The 19,015-nt window shown below is 62.5% G+C and carries 15 protein-coding genes; 11 read left to right on the top strand and 4 right to left on the bottom strand.

Annotation, left to right across the window (positions count from 1 at the left end; all coding sequences use genetic code 11):
- Positions 1 to 48 precede the first annotated feature (48 nt).
- Positions 49 to 1,422 (bottom strand): oxygen-independent coproporphyrinogen III oxidase, encoded by a 1,374-nt coding sequence (hemN, locus tag HNQ60_RS04960; protein ID WP_184329880.1) that lies wholly within the window; start codon positions 1,420 to 1,422, stop codon positions 49 to 51.
- Between the two features lie 208 nt (positions 1,423 to 1,630).
- Between hemN (HNQ60_RS04960) and HNQ60_RS04955 the strand changes: the two genes are divergently transcribed.
- Positions 1,631 to 3,148 (top strand): ATP-binding protein, encoded by a 1,518-nt coding sequence (locus HNQ60_RS04955; protein ID WP_184329879.1) that lies wholly within the window; start codon positions 1,631 to 1,633, stop codon positions 3,146 to 3,148.
- Positions 3,149 to 3,239: 91 nt separating this feature from the next.
- On the opposite strand, the gene HNQ60_RS04950 is transcribed toward HNQ60_RS04955, so the two are convergent.
- Both HNQ60_RS04950 and HNQ60_RS04945 read right to left on the bottom strand, forming a co-directional pair.
- On the bottom strand, positions 3,240 to 3,884 hold the full coding sequence (locus HNQ60_RS04950) for a response regulator transcription factor (RefSeq protein ID WP_184329878.1): 645 nt from the start codon (positions 3,882 to 3,884) through the stop codon (positions 3,240 to 3,242).
- Complete coding sequence (locus tag HNQ60_RS04945) at positions 3,884 to 4,648, bottom strand: sensor histidine kinase (protein WP_184329877.1); 765 nt, start codon at positions 4,646 to 4,648, stop codon at positions 3,884 to 3,886. Before HNQ60_RS04945 ends, HNQ60_RS04950 begins: the two co-directional genes overlap by 1 nt.
- Positions 4,649 to 4,866: 218 nt before the next feature.
- Between HNQ60_RS04945 and HNQ60_RS04940 the strand changes: the two genes are divergently transcribed.
- From HNQ60_RS04940 to HNQ60_RS04915, 6 genes are all read left to right on the top strand, one after another.
- Positions 4,867 to 5,583 (top strand): c-type cytochrome, encoded by a 717-nt coding sequence (locus tag HNQ60_RS04940; protein ID WP_184329876.1) that lies wholly within the window; start codon positions 4,867 to 4,869, stop codon positions 5,581 to 5,583.
- Between the two features lie 10 nt (positions 5,584 to 5,593).
- The gene (locus tag HNQ60_RS04935; protein ID WP_184329875.1) at positions 5,594 to 6,526 is read left to right on the top strand and encodes a universal stress protein; all 933 of its coding nucleotides are present in this window, start codon (positions 5,594 to 5,596) and stop codon (positions 6,524 to 6,526) included.
- A gap of 42 nt (positions 6,527 to 6,568) precedes the next feature.
- On the top strand, positions 6,569 to 8,194 hold the full coding sequence (locus HNQ60_RS04930) for a family 43 glycosylhydrolase (protein WP_221304016.1): 1,626 nt from the start codon (positions 6,569 to 6,571) through the stop codon (positions 8,192 to 8,194).
- Between the two features lie 416 nt (positions 8,195 to 8,610).
- Positions 8,611 to 10,131, top strand: coding sequence for a copper-containing nitrite reductase (gene nirK / locus HNQ60_RS04925; protein WP_184329874.1), 1,521 nt, complete (start codon positions 8,611 to 8,613; stop codon positions 10,129 to 10,131).
- A gap of 14 nt (positions 10,132 to 10,145) precedes the next feature.
- Entirely contained in the window at positions 10,146 to 10,928 is a 783-nt protein-coding gene (locus HNQ60_RS04920; protein WP_221304015.1) for a formylglycine-generating enzyme family protein, read from the top strand.
- Complete coding sequence (locus HNQ60_RS04915) at positions 10,916 to 11,500, top strand: SCO family protein (protein WP_184329873.1); 585 nt, start codon at positions 10,916 to 10,918, stop codon at positions 11,498 to 11,500. Before HNQ60_RS04920 ends, HNQ60_RS04915 begins: the two co-directional genes overlap by 13 nt.
- A 581-nt stretch (positions 11,501 to 12,081) precedes the next feature.
- On the opposite strand, the gene HNQ60_RS04910 is transcribed toward HNQ60_RS04915, so the two are convergent.
- A complete protein-coding gene (locus HNQ60_RS04910) occupies positions 12,082 to 12,462 on the bottom strand; it encodes a hypothetical protein (RefSeq protein ID WP_184329872.1) in 381 nt (126 codons plus the stop codon).
- Between the two features lie 173 nt (positions 12,463 to 12,635).
- On the opposite strand from HNQ60_RS04910, the gene hemN (HNQ60_RS04905) reads away from it, so the two are divergent.
- The 4 genes from hemN (HNQ60_RS04905) (at position 12,636) to HNQ60_RS04890 (ending at position 19,013) form a co-directional block, all read left to right on the top strand.
- The gene (gene hemN, locus HNQ60_RS04905; RefSeq protein WP_184329871.1) at positions 12,636 to 14,030 is read left to right on the top strand and encodes an oxygen-independent coproporphyrinogen III oxidase; all 1,395 of its coding nucleotides are present in this window, start codon (positions 12,636 to 12,638) and stop codon (positions 14,028 to 14,030) included.
- A 31-nt stretch (positions 14,031 to 14,061) separates the two neighbouring features.
- Positions 14,062 to 14,805 (top strand): helix-turn-helix domain-containing protein, encoded by a 744-nt coding sequence (locus HNQ60_RS04900; protein ID WP_221304014.1) that lies wholly within the window; start codon positions 14,062 to 14,064, stop codon positions 14,803 to 14,805.
- Between the two features lie 642 nt (positions 14,806 to 15,447).
- Positions 15,448 to 17,727: a nitric-oxide reductase large subunit gene (locus HNQ60_RS04895; protein ID WP_184329869.1), complete on the top strand. Its 2,280-nt coding sequence runs from the start codon at positions 15,448 to 15,450 to the stop codon at positions 17,725 to 17,727.
- Positions 17,728 to 17,762: 35 nt separating this feature from the next.
- Positions 17,763 to 19,013, top strand: coding sequence for an NnrS family protein (locus tag HNQ60_RS04890; RefSeq protein ID WP_184329868.1), 1,251 nt, complete (start codon positions 17,763 to 17,765; stop codon positions 19,011 to 19,013).
- The last annotated feature ends 2 nt before the right edge of the window (positions 19,014 to 19,015 follow it).

The raw sequence follows: 19,015 nt of genomic DNA, 5'->3' as shown, positions 1-19,015 counted from the left end.
CCCCGTGACCCCCGTGGAGAATCCGATTCTTCGCCTTTCAGTTCTGGGTCAGATCGCCGCCGAGTAGCCCGCCGGTCGGGGCCGCATATACGCGTCGAACGCCATGGCGATGTTGCGAACGAGCAGGCGGCCCTTGTCGCTGACCTCAATCGAATCGTCCGTAGCCCTGAGCAGTCCGTCCGTCTGCATCGGCGCGAGGTTGGTGAGCTCGCTGGCGAAGTACGCGGGAAAGTCGATGCAATGATTCGCCTGGATTCGCGAGTACTCGACGCGACCATTGCACATCAGCTGCTGGATGACGTCGCGGCGAACGCGGTCGTCGGCATTCAGCTTGAGTCCCTTGCAGATCGCGAACTGCCGGTGTTCGACCGCGGTGTAGTACGCCCCGAGATCCTTCAGGTTCTGGGAATACGTGTCGCCTACATTGCCGATCGCGCTCACGCCCATGCCTATCAGGTCGCACTGCGCGTGCGACGAGTAGCCCTGGAAATTGCGGTGCAGGGTGCCGGCGGCAAGTGCGTGAACGAGCTTGTCGTCCGGCAGGGCAAAGTGATCCATGCCGATGTAGACATAGCCCGCTTGGGTGAGCTGATCGACGGTGAGCCGCAGCAGTGCCAGCCGCTCGGCCGACGTGGGCAATTCGGAGCGACGGATCTGACGCTGCGCTTTGAAGACTTCCGGGAGATGCGCGTAGCCGTACACCGCGATTCGCGTCGGACGGATGTCGATGACTTCGCGCACGGTGTTTCCGAACCGCTCCGGTGTCTGGCGCGGCAGGCCGTAGATCAGGTCGAAGCCGATCTGCTGAATCCCGGACCGGCGCGCATGCTCGACGACTTCACGGGTCTGCTCGATGCTCTGGATCCGGTTCACAGCCTCCTGGACGTGCGGATCGAAATCCTGGACGCCGAGGCTGATGCGATTGAATCCCAGCTGGGCAAGCCCTTCGATCGTTTCCCGATCGACGGTGCGCGGATCAATCTCCATCCCGTACTCGCGCTCGGGTGTGTCGATCAGCATGAAGTCCGTGCGGAGACGTCTCATGATCTCGGTGATCTGGTCGAGCGTGAGGAACGTAGGCGTGCCGCCGCCGAAATGGAGCTGCTCCACGGGACGATGGTGATGAAAGAGCCGGCCATGCATGCCGATCTCGGCTGACAATGCCTTGACGTACCGGGCGGCCTGATCGCGGTTGCGCGTAATGACCCGATTGCAGCCGCAGTAGAAGCAGGGATTAGCGCAGAACGGCACATGAACGTAGATCGAGAGCGGCACAGCGGAGCTGTTGCTCAGGAGCGCAGCGGTCCGGTACGCCTGCGTGTCGAAGCCCGCATGAAACTGCGGCGCCGTCGGGTAGGACGTATAACGCGGACCGTTGCGGTCGTAGCGTCGGATCAGTTCCGGATCAAAGATGGGAAGCACGGCAGGAATGCGCTGGAAAGTGTGCGTCCAGCGTGCCTGCGGCCCGATGCGGGCTGAATAAGGTCTACCCGTGGCTATTAAGGGGTAGCCGCAAATGGTCGGAGGGATGCGGCAGACTCAGCCGCAACCCGATTTGCTTGTGCAGCATTCGGATGCATACTTTTGACGCAAAGCCGGCGAGCACCGGCTTCGGGACATCGCTTCCAGCATGGAAGAACTGAACGAAATCACCCAGCACCTGCTGCGCTTCTCGCCCGACGCCCTGATCGTGATCGACGATCGAGGGCTGATCCGCTTTGCGAACGAGACTGTTGCCCAGCTGTTTGGGCATCGCCCCGAGGCGCTCGTCGGAAAATCCGTGGATTCGCTGGTTCCTGAACGCTTCCGCGGCCGTCATGGCCAGCACGTCGGCGGCTTTCTGAACCATCCGAACAATCGGGAGATGGGCGCGCGCATCGCGGATCTCTTCGCCCTGCGGGCCGATGGTTCGGAGTTCTCGGCGGGGATCCGTCTCGCGCCGTTCCGCATCGGCGATCGACTGTTCGTGGCCGCCGCCATCCGCGACATGACGGAACGACGGCGCATCAATGAAGAACTGGTCGCCGCGCGCGTGGAAGCGGATCGGGCGAATCGCGCCAAGAGCCGCTTCCTCGCCACGGCGAGTCACGACCTGCGCCAGCCCATGCAGACCATCCGCCTGCTCAACGCTGCGCTGCTGAAGACGGTCCCGGAGGAGTCGTCGAAGTACTTGCTCGAGCAGCAGGGCCAGGCCATCGAGAGCATGACCCGCCTGCTCAACGCGTTGCTCGATATCAGCCGGCTGGAGTCGGGCTCCATCGAGCCCGTGAAGGGCGACGTGAGACTGACGGAAGTCTTCGAGGAGCTGCGATCCAGCTTCGCATCCGTCGCGCAAACGCGAGGCATACAGCTGCATATCGATGTCAGCGACATCGTGTTGACCACCGACCGTACCCTGTTCCAGCAGTTGCTCGAGAATCTTCTCGGCAACGCGCTGAAGTACACGGATGCTGGCCGGGTCGGATTGACTGCCGGCCGCGATGGAGAAGGCGTGACGATCGTCGTCGAAGACACGGGCATCGGCATTCCCGCCGATAAGCTCGAACGCATCTTCGATGAGTATTACCAGGTCGATACGCACGGGACCAAGCGCATGGGTGTTGGGCTTGGGCTCGCGATCGTGAAGGAAGTTGCCCGGCTGCTCGGCTTCCAGGTCAGGGTGTCATCGAAGGTGGGCGAGGGGACTCAGGCCCGGATCCACATTCCGTCGCACAGCGTGAGCAGAGGTTACGCGGCCAGCACCGAAGCACGCGCTGCGGGAACGGTGTCCGGCGGTGCCCACAAGCCTCGCTTGATGCTCGTCGAGGACAACGACGGCGTTCGCACTGCAACCGCCCTGTTCCTGAGGCTTGAAGGACACGAGACGCTGTGTGCTGCGTCGGCAGCCGAAGCAGAGAAGCTGTTCGAGGGCATCGAGCCAGGCGATGTCGTGATCGCGGACTATCACCTCGATGTGAACCACACGGGACTGGAGCTGCTCCTGCGTCTTCGCGAGCGGCTCGGCCGCGATGTACCGGGTGTCGTACTGAGCGGCGACCTGCCGTCGCTGCTGCGGTCGATCCGCGCGCCGATCCCGAACTGCAGGTTTCTGGGGAAGCCCGTTGATACGAACGCGCTGATGGCGGCGATCGAGGAGCTGACGGGGTAACTCCGTCATTCCCGCGAAAGCGGGAATCCATGCCGACGAAGATGGACTCCCGCGTTCGCGGGAGTGACGGGTTACACGCGGGAGTGACGGATCAGTTTGCTTCCCCACTCAGGATCAGCTGCATCTTCACCAGATGCGCCACGGATCGCGCGCCCATCTTCTCCATCACGTTGGCGCGATGGATCTCGACCGTCCGCTCACTGAGGCCCAGGTCGATTGCTATCACCTTGTTGGCGCGTCCATCCACGACGAGCGCCATGACTTCACGTTCCCGCGCAGTGAGCGATTCCTCGCGGCGCCGCAGATCGGCGTGCTTTTCCACGATCTGACGGTTCTCCCCGTCGAGCTTGATCGCGGCGTTGATGCGGTCGAGCAGGTCCTGATCGCGGAAGGGCTTCTGCAGGAAGTCGAAAGCGCCGTCCTTCATGGCCTGGACCGCCATCGGAATGTCGCCATGGCCGGTGATCAGGATGACCGGAATCATCGCTCCCGAGCGATTCAACTGTTGCTGAACTTCGAGCCCGCTCATTTCCGGCATCCGCACGTCGAGCACGAGGCAGCCGGCAGCAGAGGCATCGAAACGAGACAGGAACTCGGAAGGGCGTGCGAATGCGGAGGCGTTGTAGCCAACCGTCGTCATCAGCAGGGAAAGTGCGCGGCGCATGCCCTCGTCATCGTCGACGATGAAGACCGTCGGCTTGCGCTTGTCGTCACGCTGCTGCGTCTGTCCGGGCATCAAGAAGCTCCTGCGGTAGCGGGCAGGCGAAACCAGAATCGCGTGCCGCCGCCGGCTATATTGTCGAATCCAATGGTGCCGTCGTGCTCTTCGACGATGGCGCGGCTCGAAGCAAGCCCGAGGCCGGTGCCATTGGGCTTGGTCGTGAAGAACGGGCGGAACAGGTGATTGCGGACATCGTCCGGAATGCCGCTGCCCCGATCGATGACGCTCACCGTGGCGGAGTAGCGATCGCCGCAGAGTTCGATGCGGACCTGCCTGTCCGCGGTATCGCCCTGCGCCTCGAGCGCATTCTGCACCAGCGTGTACAGCACGTGCTGAATCCGTCGGGGATCGATCGTCACGACCGGAATGCTCTGCGCGACTTCGACCGACACGATCGTTGCGTAGCGTTTTGCGAGCAATTGCAGGACGGGCAGCAGTTCGTTCACGACATCGGCCACCACTGATTCCGCCCGCGCCGTGTGGGTCGGCCCGAACAGTTTGCGTATCCGGTGAATGCCTTCGCCCGCCTTGAGCGCTTCGTTGCTGACGTGACGGAGCACTTCGAGCGCGGGCTGGACCATCGGCTGCGGGCGGTCGAGCATACGCTGGCCCGCCTGGGCGAACGTCGTGATCGCGCCGATGGGCTGATTCAGCTCGTGCGCGAATCCACTCGCCATTTCTTCGAGTGCCGAGAGCCGCGCGATCTGCAGCAGTTCCTCCACGAGCCGGGCTGAAGGGTCGTCCGGAGAAGGCGGTGCGGGCGTTTGCCGGGTGGTCACGTCGTTGGACCCTGCGTCCTGTTGGTTTCCGTAGCCGAAGATTGCATCGGGCGGCGGGCGTGCCGCAACAAGCCCGGGCACCGACCAGCTTGGGCATGCAGGATGGTTGGCCGGGCCGATCAGGGGTACCGGGGAATCTGCGGTTTCGTTACGAGGTTCTCCCGATACAGGCCTTGCCCGGCTCGGCGGACCATGACATTCCGCCTCAAGGATCCGCCATGGCCAAGCTCTCCGGTCCGACGATCACACTGCTGGTGCTCGCTGCGTCGGGTGCGCAGATGCTGCCGCAGCCTGCGAGGGCATCGCCGGCGCAGGTCGATCGTCTCGTCCAGACAGCACTGCAGCTCGACCGCAACCCGGCTCGCGGCGGACGCCTGTATGCGAAGAATTGCAGCAGCTGCCACGGGCCCGACGCTCTCGGCGATTCCGTCCGCGTCATTCCGTCGCTGGCGGGTCAACGACGCGCTTATCTCATCAAGCAGCTCGCCGACTTCACGGAGCTCGAACGTGAAAGCGAACCGATGCATGCCGCCCTGGCGCGAAGCGGGCTGACCCAGCCACAGGATTGGGTCGATGTTGCCGCTCATCTGAATTCCCTGCCGGTAGCGGCGTTCCAGGAGACGGGCGACGGTGAGGGCGTCGAGCTCGGCGAGGCGATCTTTCAGGAACAGTGTGCGAGCTGCCACGAGGAAGACGGTCGTGGCGACGATGACGGCTTCGTGCCGTCACTGCGCAATCAGCACTATTCGTATCTCCTGCGCCAGTCGCGCAGCCTGGCAACGTGGCATCGCCACAATGTCGAACCGGACCTGGTTCGATTCCTCGACAGTCTGGACATCGATGAGCTGACTGCTGTTGCCGACTACCTTTCCCGCATGCGCGGGCCGACTCGCGATCGCACGCGACTCGACCAGGACGGCACAGCCGGCGACTAAGAGAGGCGTCATGAACGCGATCACCAGCATTCTCGTCATCGTCGATCCCACGACGCAGCAGCATGCCGCCGTCGAGAAGGCGGCTGCGCTGGCCTCGAAGGCCAGGGCCCGCATCGAGCTCTACGTCTGCGAGACGCGTGCGGTCCGCGAGGCGAGGCTTTCGCGCGGCAGCGGGCACGGATCGCTGGATCTCAAACTGTTCCTCGAAAAGCTCGCCCGGCCCCTGCGTGAAGAAGGGATCGACGTTGTCACCGAAATAGACCTCGGCGATCCGCTGTGGGAAAAGCTGGTGGAGAAGATCCGCCGCGCGACCGTGTCGCTGGTGGTGAAAGACACGCACCACCATTCGCTGGCGCAGCGAACCTTCCTGAACAATACGGACTGGCAGCTGATTCGGGCGTGTCCCGTGCCGTTGCTGCTGACGAAGCCCGCGGCATGGCGACAGCCGCCGCGGATCTTTGCGGCGGTCGATCCAGGTCACACGAACGACAAGCCATCGACGCTCGATGACCAGATTCTCGATCAGGCGAACTGCTTCGCGAAGCATCTGGGCGGCGAACTGCATGCGCTGCATGCGTACGTGCCGGTGAGCATCATTGCCGCTGCGGTCAGCAGCGAACCGCCGACCGCGCTGGCAGTGTCAGAGGAAGACCTGAAGGCGGAGCAGAGCGCGAAGGTCAGACAAGTGACCGAGGTCACCCGGCGGTTCGAGATCAGCCCTGACCGCATTCACGTGCAGCTCGGCGGCCCTGCCCAGTTGCTTCCCCAGGCTACGCGTCAACTCGGTGCGGACATTCTGACGATGGGCGCACTGTCGCGACGCGGATTGAAGCGGATCTTCATCGGCAGCACCGCGGAAGATGTGCTCGAGCATCTGCCTTGCGACGTGCTGATCGTGAAGCCGACGGACTTCGCCGAGGCGTTGCAGGGACTCTGTCCCTGACCCGCCGCGTCTTGCTACCCTCCAGCTGGGAGGCGCAAGCGCATGTACTCACGAAGACAGACCCTCAAGACGATGCTGTTCGGTGCCGCAGCCGGCGCCACGAGTGCGAGTCTTCCGACCGAAGGCGTTGCCGCTGAAGCAGGTGCGAAGGATTGCGCATCGTCATGGTCATCGCTGCAATGGACGCGGGGCATCGAGAACCAGCGCAAGGCGGACCGGGGCGATCAGACGTTCCTGAATCCGGTGATGTCGGGCGATCACGCCGACCCGTCGATCCTCAGGGACGGTGACGATTACTACATGACGTTCTCGTCGTTCGATGCCTATCCGGGCATCGTGATCTGGCACTCGCGCGACCTCATCAACTGGCGGCCCGTCACCGCGGCACTGCGTACGCCGATCGGCTCCGTCTGGGCGCCGGAGCTGATCAAGCATGGCAGCCGCTTCTACGTCTACATCCCCGCGCGAACACCGACGTACAGATCGACTTACGTCATCCATGCCGATGACATCGCAGGCCCGTGGAGCGAGCCTATCGACCTCAAGCTTCCCGATCACATCGATCCCGGCCATGCGGTCGGCGAAGACGGGAAGCGGTACCTGTTCCTGAGCAGCGGCGATCGGGTGCGCCTCACCGACGATGGCCTTGCGACCGTGGGAGCCGTCGAGCACGTCTACGACCCGTGGCGCTATCCCGACGATTGGGACGTCGAGTCGTTCTCACCGGAAGGACCGAAGATCACGCGGCGCGGGGAGTGGTTCTATCTCATTACCGCTGTCGGCGGGACGGCTGGGCCGCCTACAGGCCACATGGTGATCGCTGCGCGATCGAAGTCGATCCAGGGTCCCTGGGAAGATGCTCCGGGCAACCCGCTCGTACGCACGCAGAGCGCGAATGAGAAGTGGTGGTCGCGAGGTCATGCGACGCTCGTCGAAGGACCGGATGGCAGCTGGTGGATGATGTACCACGGGTACGAGAACGGATTCTGGACACTGGGGCGCCAGACGCTCCTCGATCCTATCGAATGGACGGCGGACGGCTGGTTCAAAGCCACGGGCGGAGATCTCTCGCGCCCGATCCGCAAGCCCGGTCGCAGTCGTCCACAAACGCATGGGCTCGCGCTTTCCGACGACTTCACGAAGAACAAGTTCGGCATCCAGTGGGGCTTCTACGATCCCGGCGCGCAAGAGATGGATCGCGTTTCCATCGCGGACGGCATGTTGAAGCTGCGGGCCAAGGGCACGGAGCCGCACGATTGCTCCCCGATATGCTTCATCGCTGGCGATCAGTCGTATCGCGTGCAGGTGGACCTGGAAGTGGACGATACGGCGCGCGCTGGTCTGCTGCTGTTCTACAACCGACGGCTGTACGTCGGGCTCGGCTTCGACGACGAGCGCTTCGTGATGCATCGCTATGGACTTGAACGCCGCGGTGCCAAGCCTGCTGGTATCGGCCGTCGACTGCACATGCGTATTACGAATGACAGACACATCGTCACGATCCATCACAGCGTCGACGGCAAGGCCTGGACGAAGTACGGCGTGCAGATGGAAGTCTCCGGCTACCACCACAACGTCGCGGGGGATTTCCTGAGTTTGAGGCCGGCGATTTATGCGGCGGGGAAGGGGGAGGTGGCGGTGAGGAATGTGAGATACGAAGCTCTGTGAGAAGCGCTGTATCACCCTGTGGGTCCGGCTTCAGCCGGACGTAAGGCCGACAGGCCATCTGTCATTCCGCGAACGCGGGAATCCATCCGGTCAGCAAGGCGGTGTGACAGGCGAAGATGGACTCCCGCGTGCGCGGGAGTGACGGATGCGCTGGCGCGCTGACGTCCGACTGAAGTCGGACCCACAATGGGACGGGATGGATTCCCGCCTGCGCGGAATGACGCACGGTTGCCGGATTGCACCAATGCGCCTGATCCAGACGCGTTGCCTTGACCTGGATCAAGCAAAGCTTGCTGCGATTCACGTCTGCGAACATCCCTGAATGGTTACGAGGCACTCCGCATTGGTGCTGTCGCGAAGCTCTGTTTTCCTGCACTCCAAAGACGCCTGTCAGCGTCGCAGCGGAGTGGCAGTCCATGTCGAACTACAAATCCTTCTGCCTGGCCATCGCGGTCGGGCTCGTGCTCTCAGGCTGCGGCAAGGAGAGCGCACAGCAGCCGGTGGCGTCTGCGCATGCGAGCGGCGTGCTGCTCGATACGGGCGGATCGCGCAAAGGCGACTTCGGGGCGCCGCAGGGTGAGCCGATCAATGCTGTGCTGACGAATCCACCAAACGTTCCGCCGCCGACCGCTCGCAACTATCCGGCGAAAGTGATCGTCGAGCTCGAAGTGAAGGAGCTCGACCTCGAGATCTCCGAAGGCGTGAAGTACACGTTCTGGACTTTCGGCGGCACGGTACCGGGCAGCTTCATCCGGGTGCGGCAGGGCGATACCGTCGAGTTTCACCTGAAGAATCATCCGTCCAGCAAGATGCCGCACAACATCGACCTGCACGGAGTGACGGGTCCCGGCGGTGGTGCCGCTTCAAGCTTCACTGCTCCCGGCCATCAATCTCAGTTCACTTTCAAGGCACTGAATCAAGGCCTCTACGTCTACCACTGCGCGACCGCGCCTGTCGGCATGCACGTAGCGAACGGCATGTATGGCCTGATTCTCGTGGAGCCGCCCGAGGGCCTGTCCAAAGTCGATCACGAGTTCTACGTGATGCAGGGCGATTTCTACACGGTCGGCAAGTATCGCGAGAAAGGCTACCAGGCCTTCGACATGCAGAAGGCGATCGATGAGCATCCGACCTACGTGCTGTTCAACGGCTCCGAATCGGCGCTCACCGGACCGCGCGCGCTCAAGACGAAGACGAACGAGAGCGTGCGCATGTTCGTCGGCAACGGCGGACCGAATCTCGTGTCCAGCTTCCATGTCATCGGCGAGATCTTCGACAAGGTGCAGTACGAAGGGGGTACCCGCTACCAGGAGAACGTCCAGACCACTCTGATTCCCGCAGGGGGTGCCGCCACGGTGGAGTTCCATACCGAGGTGCCCGGTACGTATGTGATGGTCGATCACTCGATCTTCCGCGCGTTCAACAAGGGCGCCCTCGCGATGCTCGAGGTCAGCGGCGACAAGCGCGCCGATATCTACTCGGGCAAGGAACAGGACGAGGTTTACATCGGCGACAAGCTCGAGAGCCTTGCATCCGTCGCAACCGCCCAGGAAGCACGCGCCAAGGGAACATTGACGAAGGCACAGCAGATCGAAGCCGGTGCCGCGCTCTACAAGGGAACCTGCTCGGTGTGCCACCAGGACAACGGCGCGGGTCTGCCGAACGTGTTCCCGCCACTCGCGAAGTCCGACTTCCTCACGGAGAACCCCGCGAGAGCCATCGAGATCGTGCTCAACGGATTGAACGGGCCGGTCAAGGTGAACGGAGCGACCTACAACTCCGTGATGCCGCCGATGAGCCAGCTCAACGACGACGAGATCGCGAACATCCTCACGTTCGTGAACAACAGCTGGGGCAACAGCGGTCCGGCGATCGATGCCGCGCAGGTGAAGACCACTCGGGCCGGCACCAAGCGGGCGGAAGGCGCGGCGCACTGAACCAGGAGCTAGTCATGAAGACGCTCATCGTCGCCGCTGCGCTGAGCCTGGCATGGGCTTCGGGGTTCGCGGCGAATCTCAGGGCCGAGGGAACCCAGCGACCCGCCATGATGCGGGTCGCTGCCGGTGAGTTCGAATCGGTATTGCCCGTCGCGCCGGGAAAGAATCGCGTGCGTGTGGCGTCGTTCGAGATGGATGCCGTGCCGGTCACGAATGCCCAGTTCGCTGCGTTCGTGGCGGCGAATCCGAAGTGGCGCCGCGATCGCGTATCCAGACTGATGGCGGATCCGCAGTATCTGGCGCATTGGCAGACACCGACGACGCCTGTCGCCGCAGAGCGCAATCAGCCCGTCATTCGAGTGAGCTGGTACGCAGCGCGTGCGTACTGCGAGTCGCGAGAAGCGAGATTGCCGACCTGGTACGAATGGGAATGGGCTGCCGCAGCGAACGAATCGAAGGCCGATGCACGCAACGATCCACGCTGGACACAGCAGATCCTTGCCTGGTATTCGCAGCCGGCAGGTGCTTTGCCTGATGTTGGATCGCGGCCGGCGAATATTCACGGTGTTCGCGATCTTCACGGCGTCGTCTGGGAATGGGTCGAGGACTACAACGGCCTGATGGTCGCCGGCGATAACCGCCAGCAAGCGGAAGCTGACGACACCCGGTTCTGTGGTCCCGGTGCACTGACGATGGAACAGAAAGAGCAGTACGCGACGTTGATGCGGATCGCGATGCTCTCCAGTCTCAAGGCCGAGTTCACTACTGCCACGATGGGATTCCGATGCGTACGCTGAAGCGGTTCTGCCTGTCATCCCTGTTTTCGCTGACCCTCGGCTTGATCGCGCAAGCCGCGCCGGCCGAGCCCGTCTCACCTTCGCTCTACGAACTCGATCTGACGCTCACGAATCAGGCGGGGGCGTCTCGACAGTTCGATGTGTATCGAGGCCATGTCGTGCTCGTCACGATGTTCTATGGGCGCTGTCCCATGGCTTGTCCGCTGCTCATCGATACGCTCCGGGCGATCGAGTCATCGATTCCTGAGGCGGAGCGCTCGAATCTGCGTGTGCTGATGGTGTCCATCGACCCGGAGCACGACACGCCGGACGCGCTCGCGGCGCTAGCGAAGCAGCGGCGACTGGATTCGAAGCGATGGACGATGGCGCGGATTTCCAAGGATGACGTGCGTCTGCTGGCCGCGGCACTGAACGTTCAGTATCGGCAGTTGCCCGATGGTCAGTACAACCATACGAGCGTGATCAGCTTGCTCGGACCTCAGGGCGCTATCGAGAAACAGACTACCGTGCTGGGGAAGCCGGATCAGGAGTTTGTGGCGGACGTGAGCAAGGCGTTGGGAAGAGGGCGGTAAGAGTTCCTAGTCGTCGGCTTAGCCGGACGTGAGGCCGACAGGCCCCCTCCGTCATTCCCGCGAACGCGGGAATCCATCCGGTCGGCGAGGGGTGTGACAGGTGAAGATGGACTCCCGCGTGCGCGGGAATGACGGAAGCGCTAGCGCGCTGACGTCCGACTGAAGTCGGACCCACAGCAAGAAGGTAGCGGTTGTCGGAGTGTGGGTCCGGCTTTAGCCGGACGTGAGGCCGATAGGCCCCCTCCGTCATTCCCGCGAACGCGGGAATCCATCCGGTCGGCGAGGCGGTGTGACAGGTGAAGATGAACTCCCGCGTGCGCGGGCGTGACGGAAGCGCTAGCGCGCCGACGTCCGACTGAAGTCGGACCCACAGCAAGAAGGTAGCGGTTGTCGGAGTGTGGGTCCGGCTTTAGCCGGACGTGAGGCCGATAGGCCCCCTCCGTCATTCCCGCGAACGCGGGAATCCATCCGGTCGGCGAGGCGGTGTGACAGGTGAAGATGGACTCCCGCGTGCGCGGGCGTGACGGAAGCGCTGGCGCGCCGATGTCCGACTGAAGTCGAACCCACAGTGACGGAGACGCCTATGCGGAAGTAACGGAGGGCGCGGAGGCGACCTCGCACTGTCCGCCACAACCACATCCATGGTGTTCGCGTGAAATCACCGACAGCTCGGTAGCCGCCTGCGCGAGGATTTCGCGCAACGCGATTCTCAGTGCACCGCCATCGAGAAGATCGGGCTGAAATCGCACGACGCCGATCGAATGCTCGAACACGTGCAGCGTGGCGCGAACGAACCACGTGCCGCCCTGCGATGCAGGGCTCGGCGATCGGCCTATCAGCAATTCGCATCGTGTGATCGAATCACACACACGAACCAGGTCTTCTGCAAACTTCGAGATGCCTTCCTCGATCTGAGGAAGCGGCTCGACGTTCCGATAGGTAACACACAGCAGCGGTGCCATGATTTCGCCAGCGTTCTTAGGTGCAGGCAGTCTGGGGCTTTGTGCCGGAACGAGTGATGAGGGCTTCCGCGTGCGCGATACGCAGTAGAACCTGCACTGCGACATACGTCACAGACGGTGTTCGATTGACCTAGATCAGTGCGCAGCTGCGCGAGCAAGCTGACACTGGTCCCATGAACACCATCCCGCCTTTCGACCGCGAGCTACTCGTCCGCTACGACAAACCCGGTCCGCGCTATACGTCGTACCCGACTGCGCCGCAGTTCGACGCCCGGTTCGACGAGTGCGCTTTCCGCGAGCAGGCGCTGCTGAGCAACGCAGATCTGATCCCGCGACAGCTCTCGCTCTACGTTCACGTGCCTTACTGCTTCAGCCCGTGCTTCTACTGCGGTTGTACCCGGATCATCACACGCGATACGAATCGCGCTGAACCGTATCTGGAACGGCTGCTGCGGCAGGTAGAGACCGTGTCGTGTCTCTTCGATCGGGACCGCGAAGTCGTGCAGATTCATCTCGGCGGCGGAACTCCGAACTTCCTGCGACCGCATCATCTGGAGCAGCTGTTCAGCAGCCTGTCGCGCCATTTCACCTTCAGCTCGACCGCCGCCCGCGACTTCTCCATCGAGATCGATCCGAGATTCATCCAGGCCGGCGATATCGAGGCCTATGGACGGATCGGCCTGAACCGCGCCAGCCTCGGTGTTCAGGACTTCGATCCCGACGTGCAACGGGCGGTCAACAGGATCCAGAGCGTCGAACAGACCCTCGACGTGATCGAGCGTTGTCGCGCGAGCGGCTTTCGTTCGGTCAATGTCGATCTGATCTACGGCCTGCCGAAGCAAACGCTCGCTGGATTCTCTCGTACGCTCGATACGGTGCTCGCGGCACGGCCGGATCGACTGGCGATCTACGGTTACGCTCACATGCCTTCGCTGTTCAAGGCGCAACGTCAGATCGAGGAAGTCGATCTGCCGGATGCGCAGACGAAGCTGGCCCTCCTGCAGGTGGCGATCGAGAAGCTGTCGGGCGCCGGCTACCGCTATATCGGGATGGATCACTTCGCATTGCCCGAGGACGATCTCTCCAAGGCCCAGGAGGAAGGCAAGCTGCATCGGAATTTCATGGGCTATACGACGCATGCGGATTGCGACCTGATCGGCCTCGGTGTCAGTGCGATCAGCCACGTCGGCGACAGCTTCAGCCAGAGTCCGCGAGACCTGACGAGCTGGGAACTCGGCGTGGATCAAGGGCGCATCCCGGTATGGCGGGGCCTGCGCATGAGCGCCGATGACATGATCCGTTCCGAGGTCATTCAGCAGCTGATGTGCCAGGGCGAGATCGACATCGATCGCATCGAGCGCCGCTATGTCATCGACTTCCACCAGTACTTCGCCGACGCGTTCCCGCGCCTGCAGGCCCTGGAGGCGGATGGCCTGGTCATCCTCGAGCCCCACCGCGTGGTTTCGACGTCGCGCGGACGGATGCTGTTGCGTATCATCGCGATGTGCTTCGACAACTACCTGCAACAAGCGGCCGCGGCCACCCCACGATACTCGCGGGTGATCTGAGTCTTTCAGCGACATGCGGGCAGGTTTCTGCATGACGGCGCCGTCCCGCAAAACGGGGGCGATGGCCGACGACGGCGACGATCTGCATTTCTGCAGTACCTGCGCGTTCTCGGCTGCGTGCATGCAGAGCGGCTACGACAAGTCGCATCTCAAGGAACTCCACGTCCTCGTCGAGCACGTCGGACCGTTCAAGGAAGGCGAGCACCTGTTCCGCGAAGGCGACCCGTTCAACGCCATTGCAGCCGTGCGTTCGGGAACCGTGAAGACGTATGTCACGGATGCCAATGGTCGCGAACAGGTCCAGGGATTCTTCCTGCCGGGCGAGATCATCGGGCTGAACGCGATTTCTCATTCCCGCTATCCCTGCAATGCCGTTTCGCTCGACTCAGTGCTACTGTGCTGGTTCTCCTTTCCAACGATGGCTGCGCTTGCGACACGCATGCCTGGCCTGCAGCAGCAGCTGTTCAAATTGCTCAGTGAAGACATCGGTAAGGCAGCGCTGCTGTCGGGCAATTACAGCGCGGACGAACGGACCGCCGCATTCCTCATGGGATTGTCACGGCGCTACGCCTCGCGAGGGTTTTCACCGAATCGATTCCTGCTCACGATGAGCCGGACTGACATCGCGAACTATCTGCGCCTGGCGTCCGAGAGCGTCAGCCGGGTTTTCCGACGCTTTCAGGACGAGGGGCTGTTGCGCGTCGATCGAAGGGAGATCGAGATTCTCGATCGCGCGCGGCTGGAGGAGCTGTCAAGGAGCATTCTGCGGGAGTGATTCCCCGTGTGGGTCCGGCTTCAGCCGGACGTAAGGCCGACAGGCCTCTCCGTCATTCCCGCGAACGCGGGAATCCATCTGGGTTAGTGAAGATGGACTCCCGCTTGCGCGGGAGTGACGAGGCGCTGGCGCGCTGACGTCCGACTGAAGTCGGACCCACAACCAGAAGGTCGCGCTCGTCCGAGTTGTGGGTCCGGCTTTAGCCGGACGTAAGGCCGACAGGCCCCCTCCGTCATTCCCGCGAACGCGGGAATCCATCTGGATTAGTGAAGATGGACTCCTGCGTGCGCGGGAGTGACGAGGCGCTGGCGCGCTGACGTCCGACTGAAGTCGGACCCACAACCAGAAGGTCGCGCTCGTCCGAGTTGTGGGTCCGGCTTTAGCCGGACGTAAGGCCGACAGGCCCCCTCCGTCATTCCCGCGAACGCGGGAATCCATCTGGGTTAGTGAAGATGGACTCCCGCTTGCGCGGGAGTGACGAGGCGCTGGCGCGCTGACGTCCGACTGAAGTCGGACCACAATCAAGAATATCGCTCGCACTTTCCGAAGGTTCCTTCTTACCCCACTTCCACTTGATCTGGATCAGGGCACCGAACGCCCCCCGCGCTCAGCATCTGCTCATCATCCGAGGAGATGCGTGTCATGAGTGCGAACAAGAAGCTATGGGGTGGTCTGGCCTTGCTGCTGCTGGCCTCGTTCACCGTGCTGTTATGGGTCGGTGGAGAAATCCATCGTGTGATGCCGCCAATCCCCGCGGCGGTGGTAACGAACGAGGGAGCGACGGTCTACACCCGCGCCGATATCGAGAAAGGCCGGCAGGTCTGGCAATCGATCGGCGGACAGCAGCTGGGATCGATCTGGGGTCACGGCAGCTACGTCGCACCGGACTGGACTGCGGATTGGCTGCATCGCGAAGCACTCGCATGGCTCGATATCGAAGCGCGGCGCGCCACATCGAAGGACTACGCGCAGCTCGCGCCGGATGTGCAGGCGGGTTTCGTCGCGCGTCTGCAGCCGCAGATTCGAGAGAACACTTACAACCCGGAAACCGATACGGTCGTTATTCCGACCGATCGCGCAGCGGCCATCAAGCAGGTCGCTGAGCACTACACCTCGCTGTTCGGCAACGATCCGAAGCTGCTGGAGCTGCGCAAAGCCTACGCGATGAAGAACGACACGGTGCTGGACGCTGATCACCGTCACGTTCTCACGGCCTTCATCTGGTGGACGTCGTGGTCCGCGGTAACTGTGCGCCCGGGGCAGGACGTCACCTACACGAACAATTGGCCGCACGACGAACTCGTTGGCAACCAGCCTCCGGGTCAACTGCTGCTATGGACCGTGTTCAGCGTGCTGTTCCTGATCGCGGGTATCGCCTTGCTAGGCTGGCATCACGCGCGTCATCGCGAGGAAGAGCCGGTGACATTTCCTGCGACTGACCCCCTGGCTTCGATTGCTGTCACGCCGTCGATGCGTGCAACCGCGAAGTACTTCTGGCTCGTGATCGCGTTGTTCCTGACGCAGATCCTCCTGGGCGCGATCACCGCGCACTACCAAGTGGAAGGGCAGGAGGCCTACGGCTTCGCACTTTCCAACTACCTGCCGTACTCGCTCTCACGCACCTGGCACACACAACTCGCGGTGCTGTGGATCGCGACCGCATGGCTCGGCATGGGCCTCTACATTGGACCGGCGATCTCGGGTCATGAGCCGAAGTATCAGCGGTTCGGTGTGAACTTCCTGTTTGCCTGCTTGCTGATCATCGTAGTCGGCGCCTTCACGGGCCAATGGCTCGCGGTCATGCAGAAGCTCGGACTCGCGAAGAACTTCTGGTTTGGCCACCAGGGCTGGGAATACGTCGATCTCGGCCGCTTCTGGCAGATCTTCCTGTTCGTGGGACTGTGCCTGTGGCTCACGCTCGTGGGTCGCGCTCTCCTGCCGGCAATCCGCAAGGGAGGTGAGTCGAAGTCGATCATCGTGCTGCTCTTCCTCTCCACCGTCTGCATCGGCCTGTTCTACGCAGCCGGCTTGATGTGGGGCGAGCACACCCACCTGTCGATGGTCGAGTACTGGCGCTGGTGGGTCGTGCATCTCTGGGTCGAAGGCTTCTTCGAAGTGTTCGCGACGGCGGTGATCGCGTTCCTGTTCACTCGCCTGGGCCTGCTTCGGGTGTCGACTGCGACTGTGGCTGTGCTCTTCGCAACTATCGTGTTCCTGTCCGGTGGTGTGCTTGGAACGCTTCATCACCTGTACTTCACCGGAACGCCGACAGCCGTCATCGCGCTGGGTGCGAGCTTCTCGGCACTCGAAGTCGTGCCCCTGGCATTCGTCGGTTTCGAGGCCTATCAGACCTTCAAGCTGGGTTCTGCGACACCGTGGATGCAGCGGTATCGCTGGCCGATCCTGTTCTTCACCGCAGTCGCGTTCTGGAACGTGGTCGGTGCAGGCTTGTTCGGCTTCCTCATCAACCCGCCGCTGCCCCTGTACTACATGCAGGGTCTGAACCTCACTCCGCTCCATGGCCATACCGCGCTGTTCGGCGTGTATGGCTTTCTCGGAATCGGACTGATGCTGTTCTGCCTCCGCGGTCTGAAGCCGAACCTCGTCTGGAACGAGAAGCTCCTGAGGACCGCGTTCTGGTCGCTCAACATCGGTCTCGCCGGAATGGCCTTGTTCACGCTGCTACCCATCGGTGTGATCCAGCTCAGTGCGGCAATCGAGCACGGCTACTGGTATGCGCGGTCTGCTGACCTGATGCAGCAACCGATCATCCAGCTGCTCGTGTGGATGCGCGTTCCTGGCGACACGCTCTTCAGTGTCGGCGCGCTGTCCCTTGCGCTGTTCGTCGTCCGGCTCTGGATTGCACCGAAGCGTGAGCGTGCACCGGAGCTGGCGGGCGATGTGGCGAAGAGCAGGGCGTAGGTGCCCGAAGAGGGCGGTTGCAAGTGAGGATGACGATGAACAACCAGAACATCTCAGCCGATTCGACAGGTGCCTTCGTTCCTGCGGCCCTGCTGAAGCAACTCGCAGCCGCCCCGCATCGCTTGCTGTTCCTCATCGGTGCCACGAATGTGCTGCTGGCAATGGCCGCATGGACGCTGTGGCTGATCGATGCGCGATGGAACGTGTTCGACATCACGCAGCCAGTTGTGCCGGCCGGCTGGCTGCACGCCGTCGTCATGCAGTACTACGTGCTGCCGGCTTTCATCTTCGGGTTTCTTCTGACTGTGTTCCCTCGGTGGATGGGTTTGCCTGCGTTCGAGCGCAAGCACTACGTGCCGGTGGGTCTTGGGCTCGTAGGCGGCCAGTTGCTCACGCTGATCGGCGCGGCAGCGGGCCTGCCAGTGATGCAGGCTGCGGCCGCGATCACGATTCTGAGCTGGAGTGTCGGTCTCTGGTTGCTCGCGAAACTCGTCTATGTTCACTCGGCAAAGGATTGGCATTCGGTGAGCTGTGTCCTCGCGCTCACATTCGGTCTTTGCGGCTTGCTGATGTACGCAGCTTTCCTTGCGACCTTCGATGCCCGATGGATGTTCGCGACGATCAAGATCGGCAGTATCGGGCTCCTGCTGCCGATCTACTTCACCGTCTGTCACCGCATGATTCCATTCTTCGCGAGCTCGGCGCTGCCTGGCTATCAGACCGACCGTCCGCTCTGGAGTCTGGCGTTCGTCTGGGCCGCCGCGCTGGGACAGCTGTATCTCGAGATCCGGCATGGCTACGCATGGATCTGGCTACCAGCCGGGCTACTGGCTGTGCATTGCTCCTGGCTGCTGTTCAAGTGGTGGCCTCGCCGACAAATGCCTGCGCTGTTGCGCGTCCTGTTCGTCGGCTTTGCGTGGCTGCCGATCTCGTTCGCGCTCTATGCCATTCAGAGCGCCTGGTACGCGATCAGCGGTGCATTCATACTCGGTCGAGCACCGGCTCATGCGCTGTTCATCGGCTTCTTCGGCAGTCTCCTGGTTGCGATGGTGACGCGAGTAACGCAAGGACACTCGGGTCGACCGCTCGTTCTCGGAGCTGTCGCCGCGGTTGCGTTCGTACTGGTGCAGGGTGTGGCAATCCTGCGCATCGTTGCTGAAACGATGCCGGACGCGATGTTCTGGCAGGTGCTGGCGGCGATCGGCTGGGTGCTGGCGTTCATTCCCTGGGTCGCGCGCTCCAGCTGGATCTATCTGACGCCTCGGGTGGACGGACGCACGGGTTGAAT

This window comes from Povalibacter uvarum, from assembly GCF_014202975.1.
In the GTDB taxonomy this organism is placed as follows: Bacteria; Pseudomonadota; Gammaproteobacteria; order Steroidobacterales; family Steroidobacteraceae; genus Steroidobacter; species Steroidobacter uvarum.
Note: the sequence above shows the minus strand (reverse complement) of the source record. Positions and strands in the feature narration are given on the sequence as shown.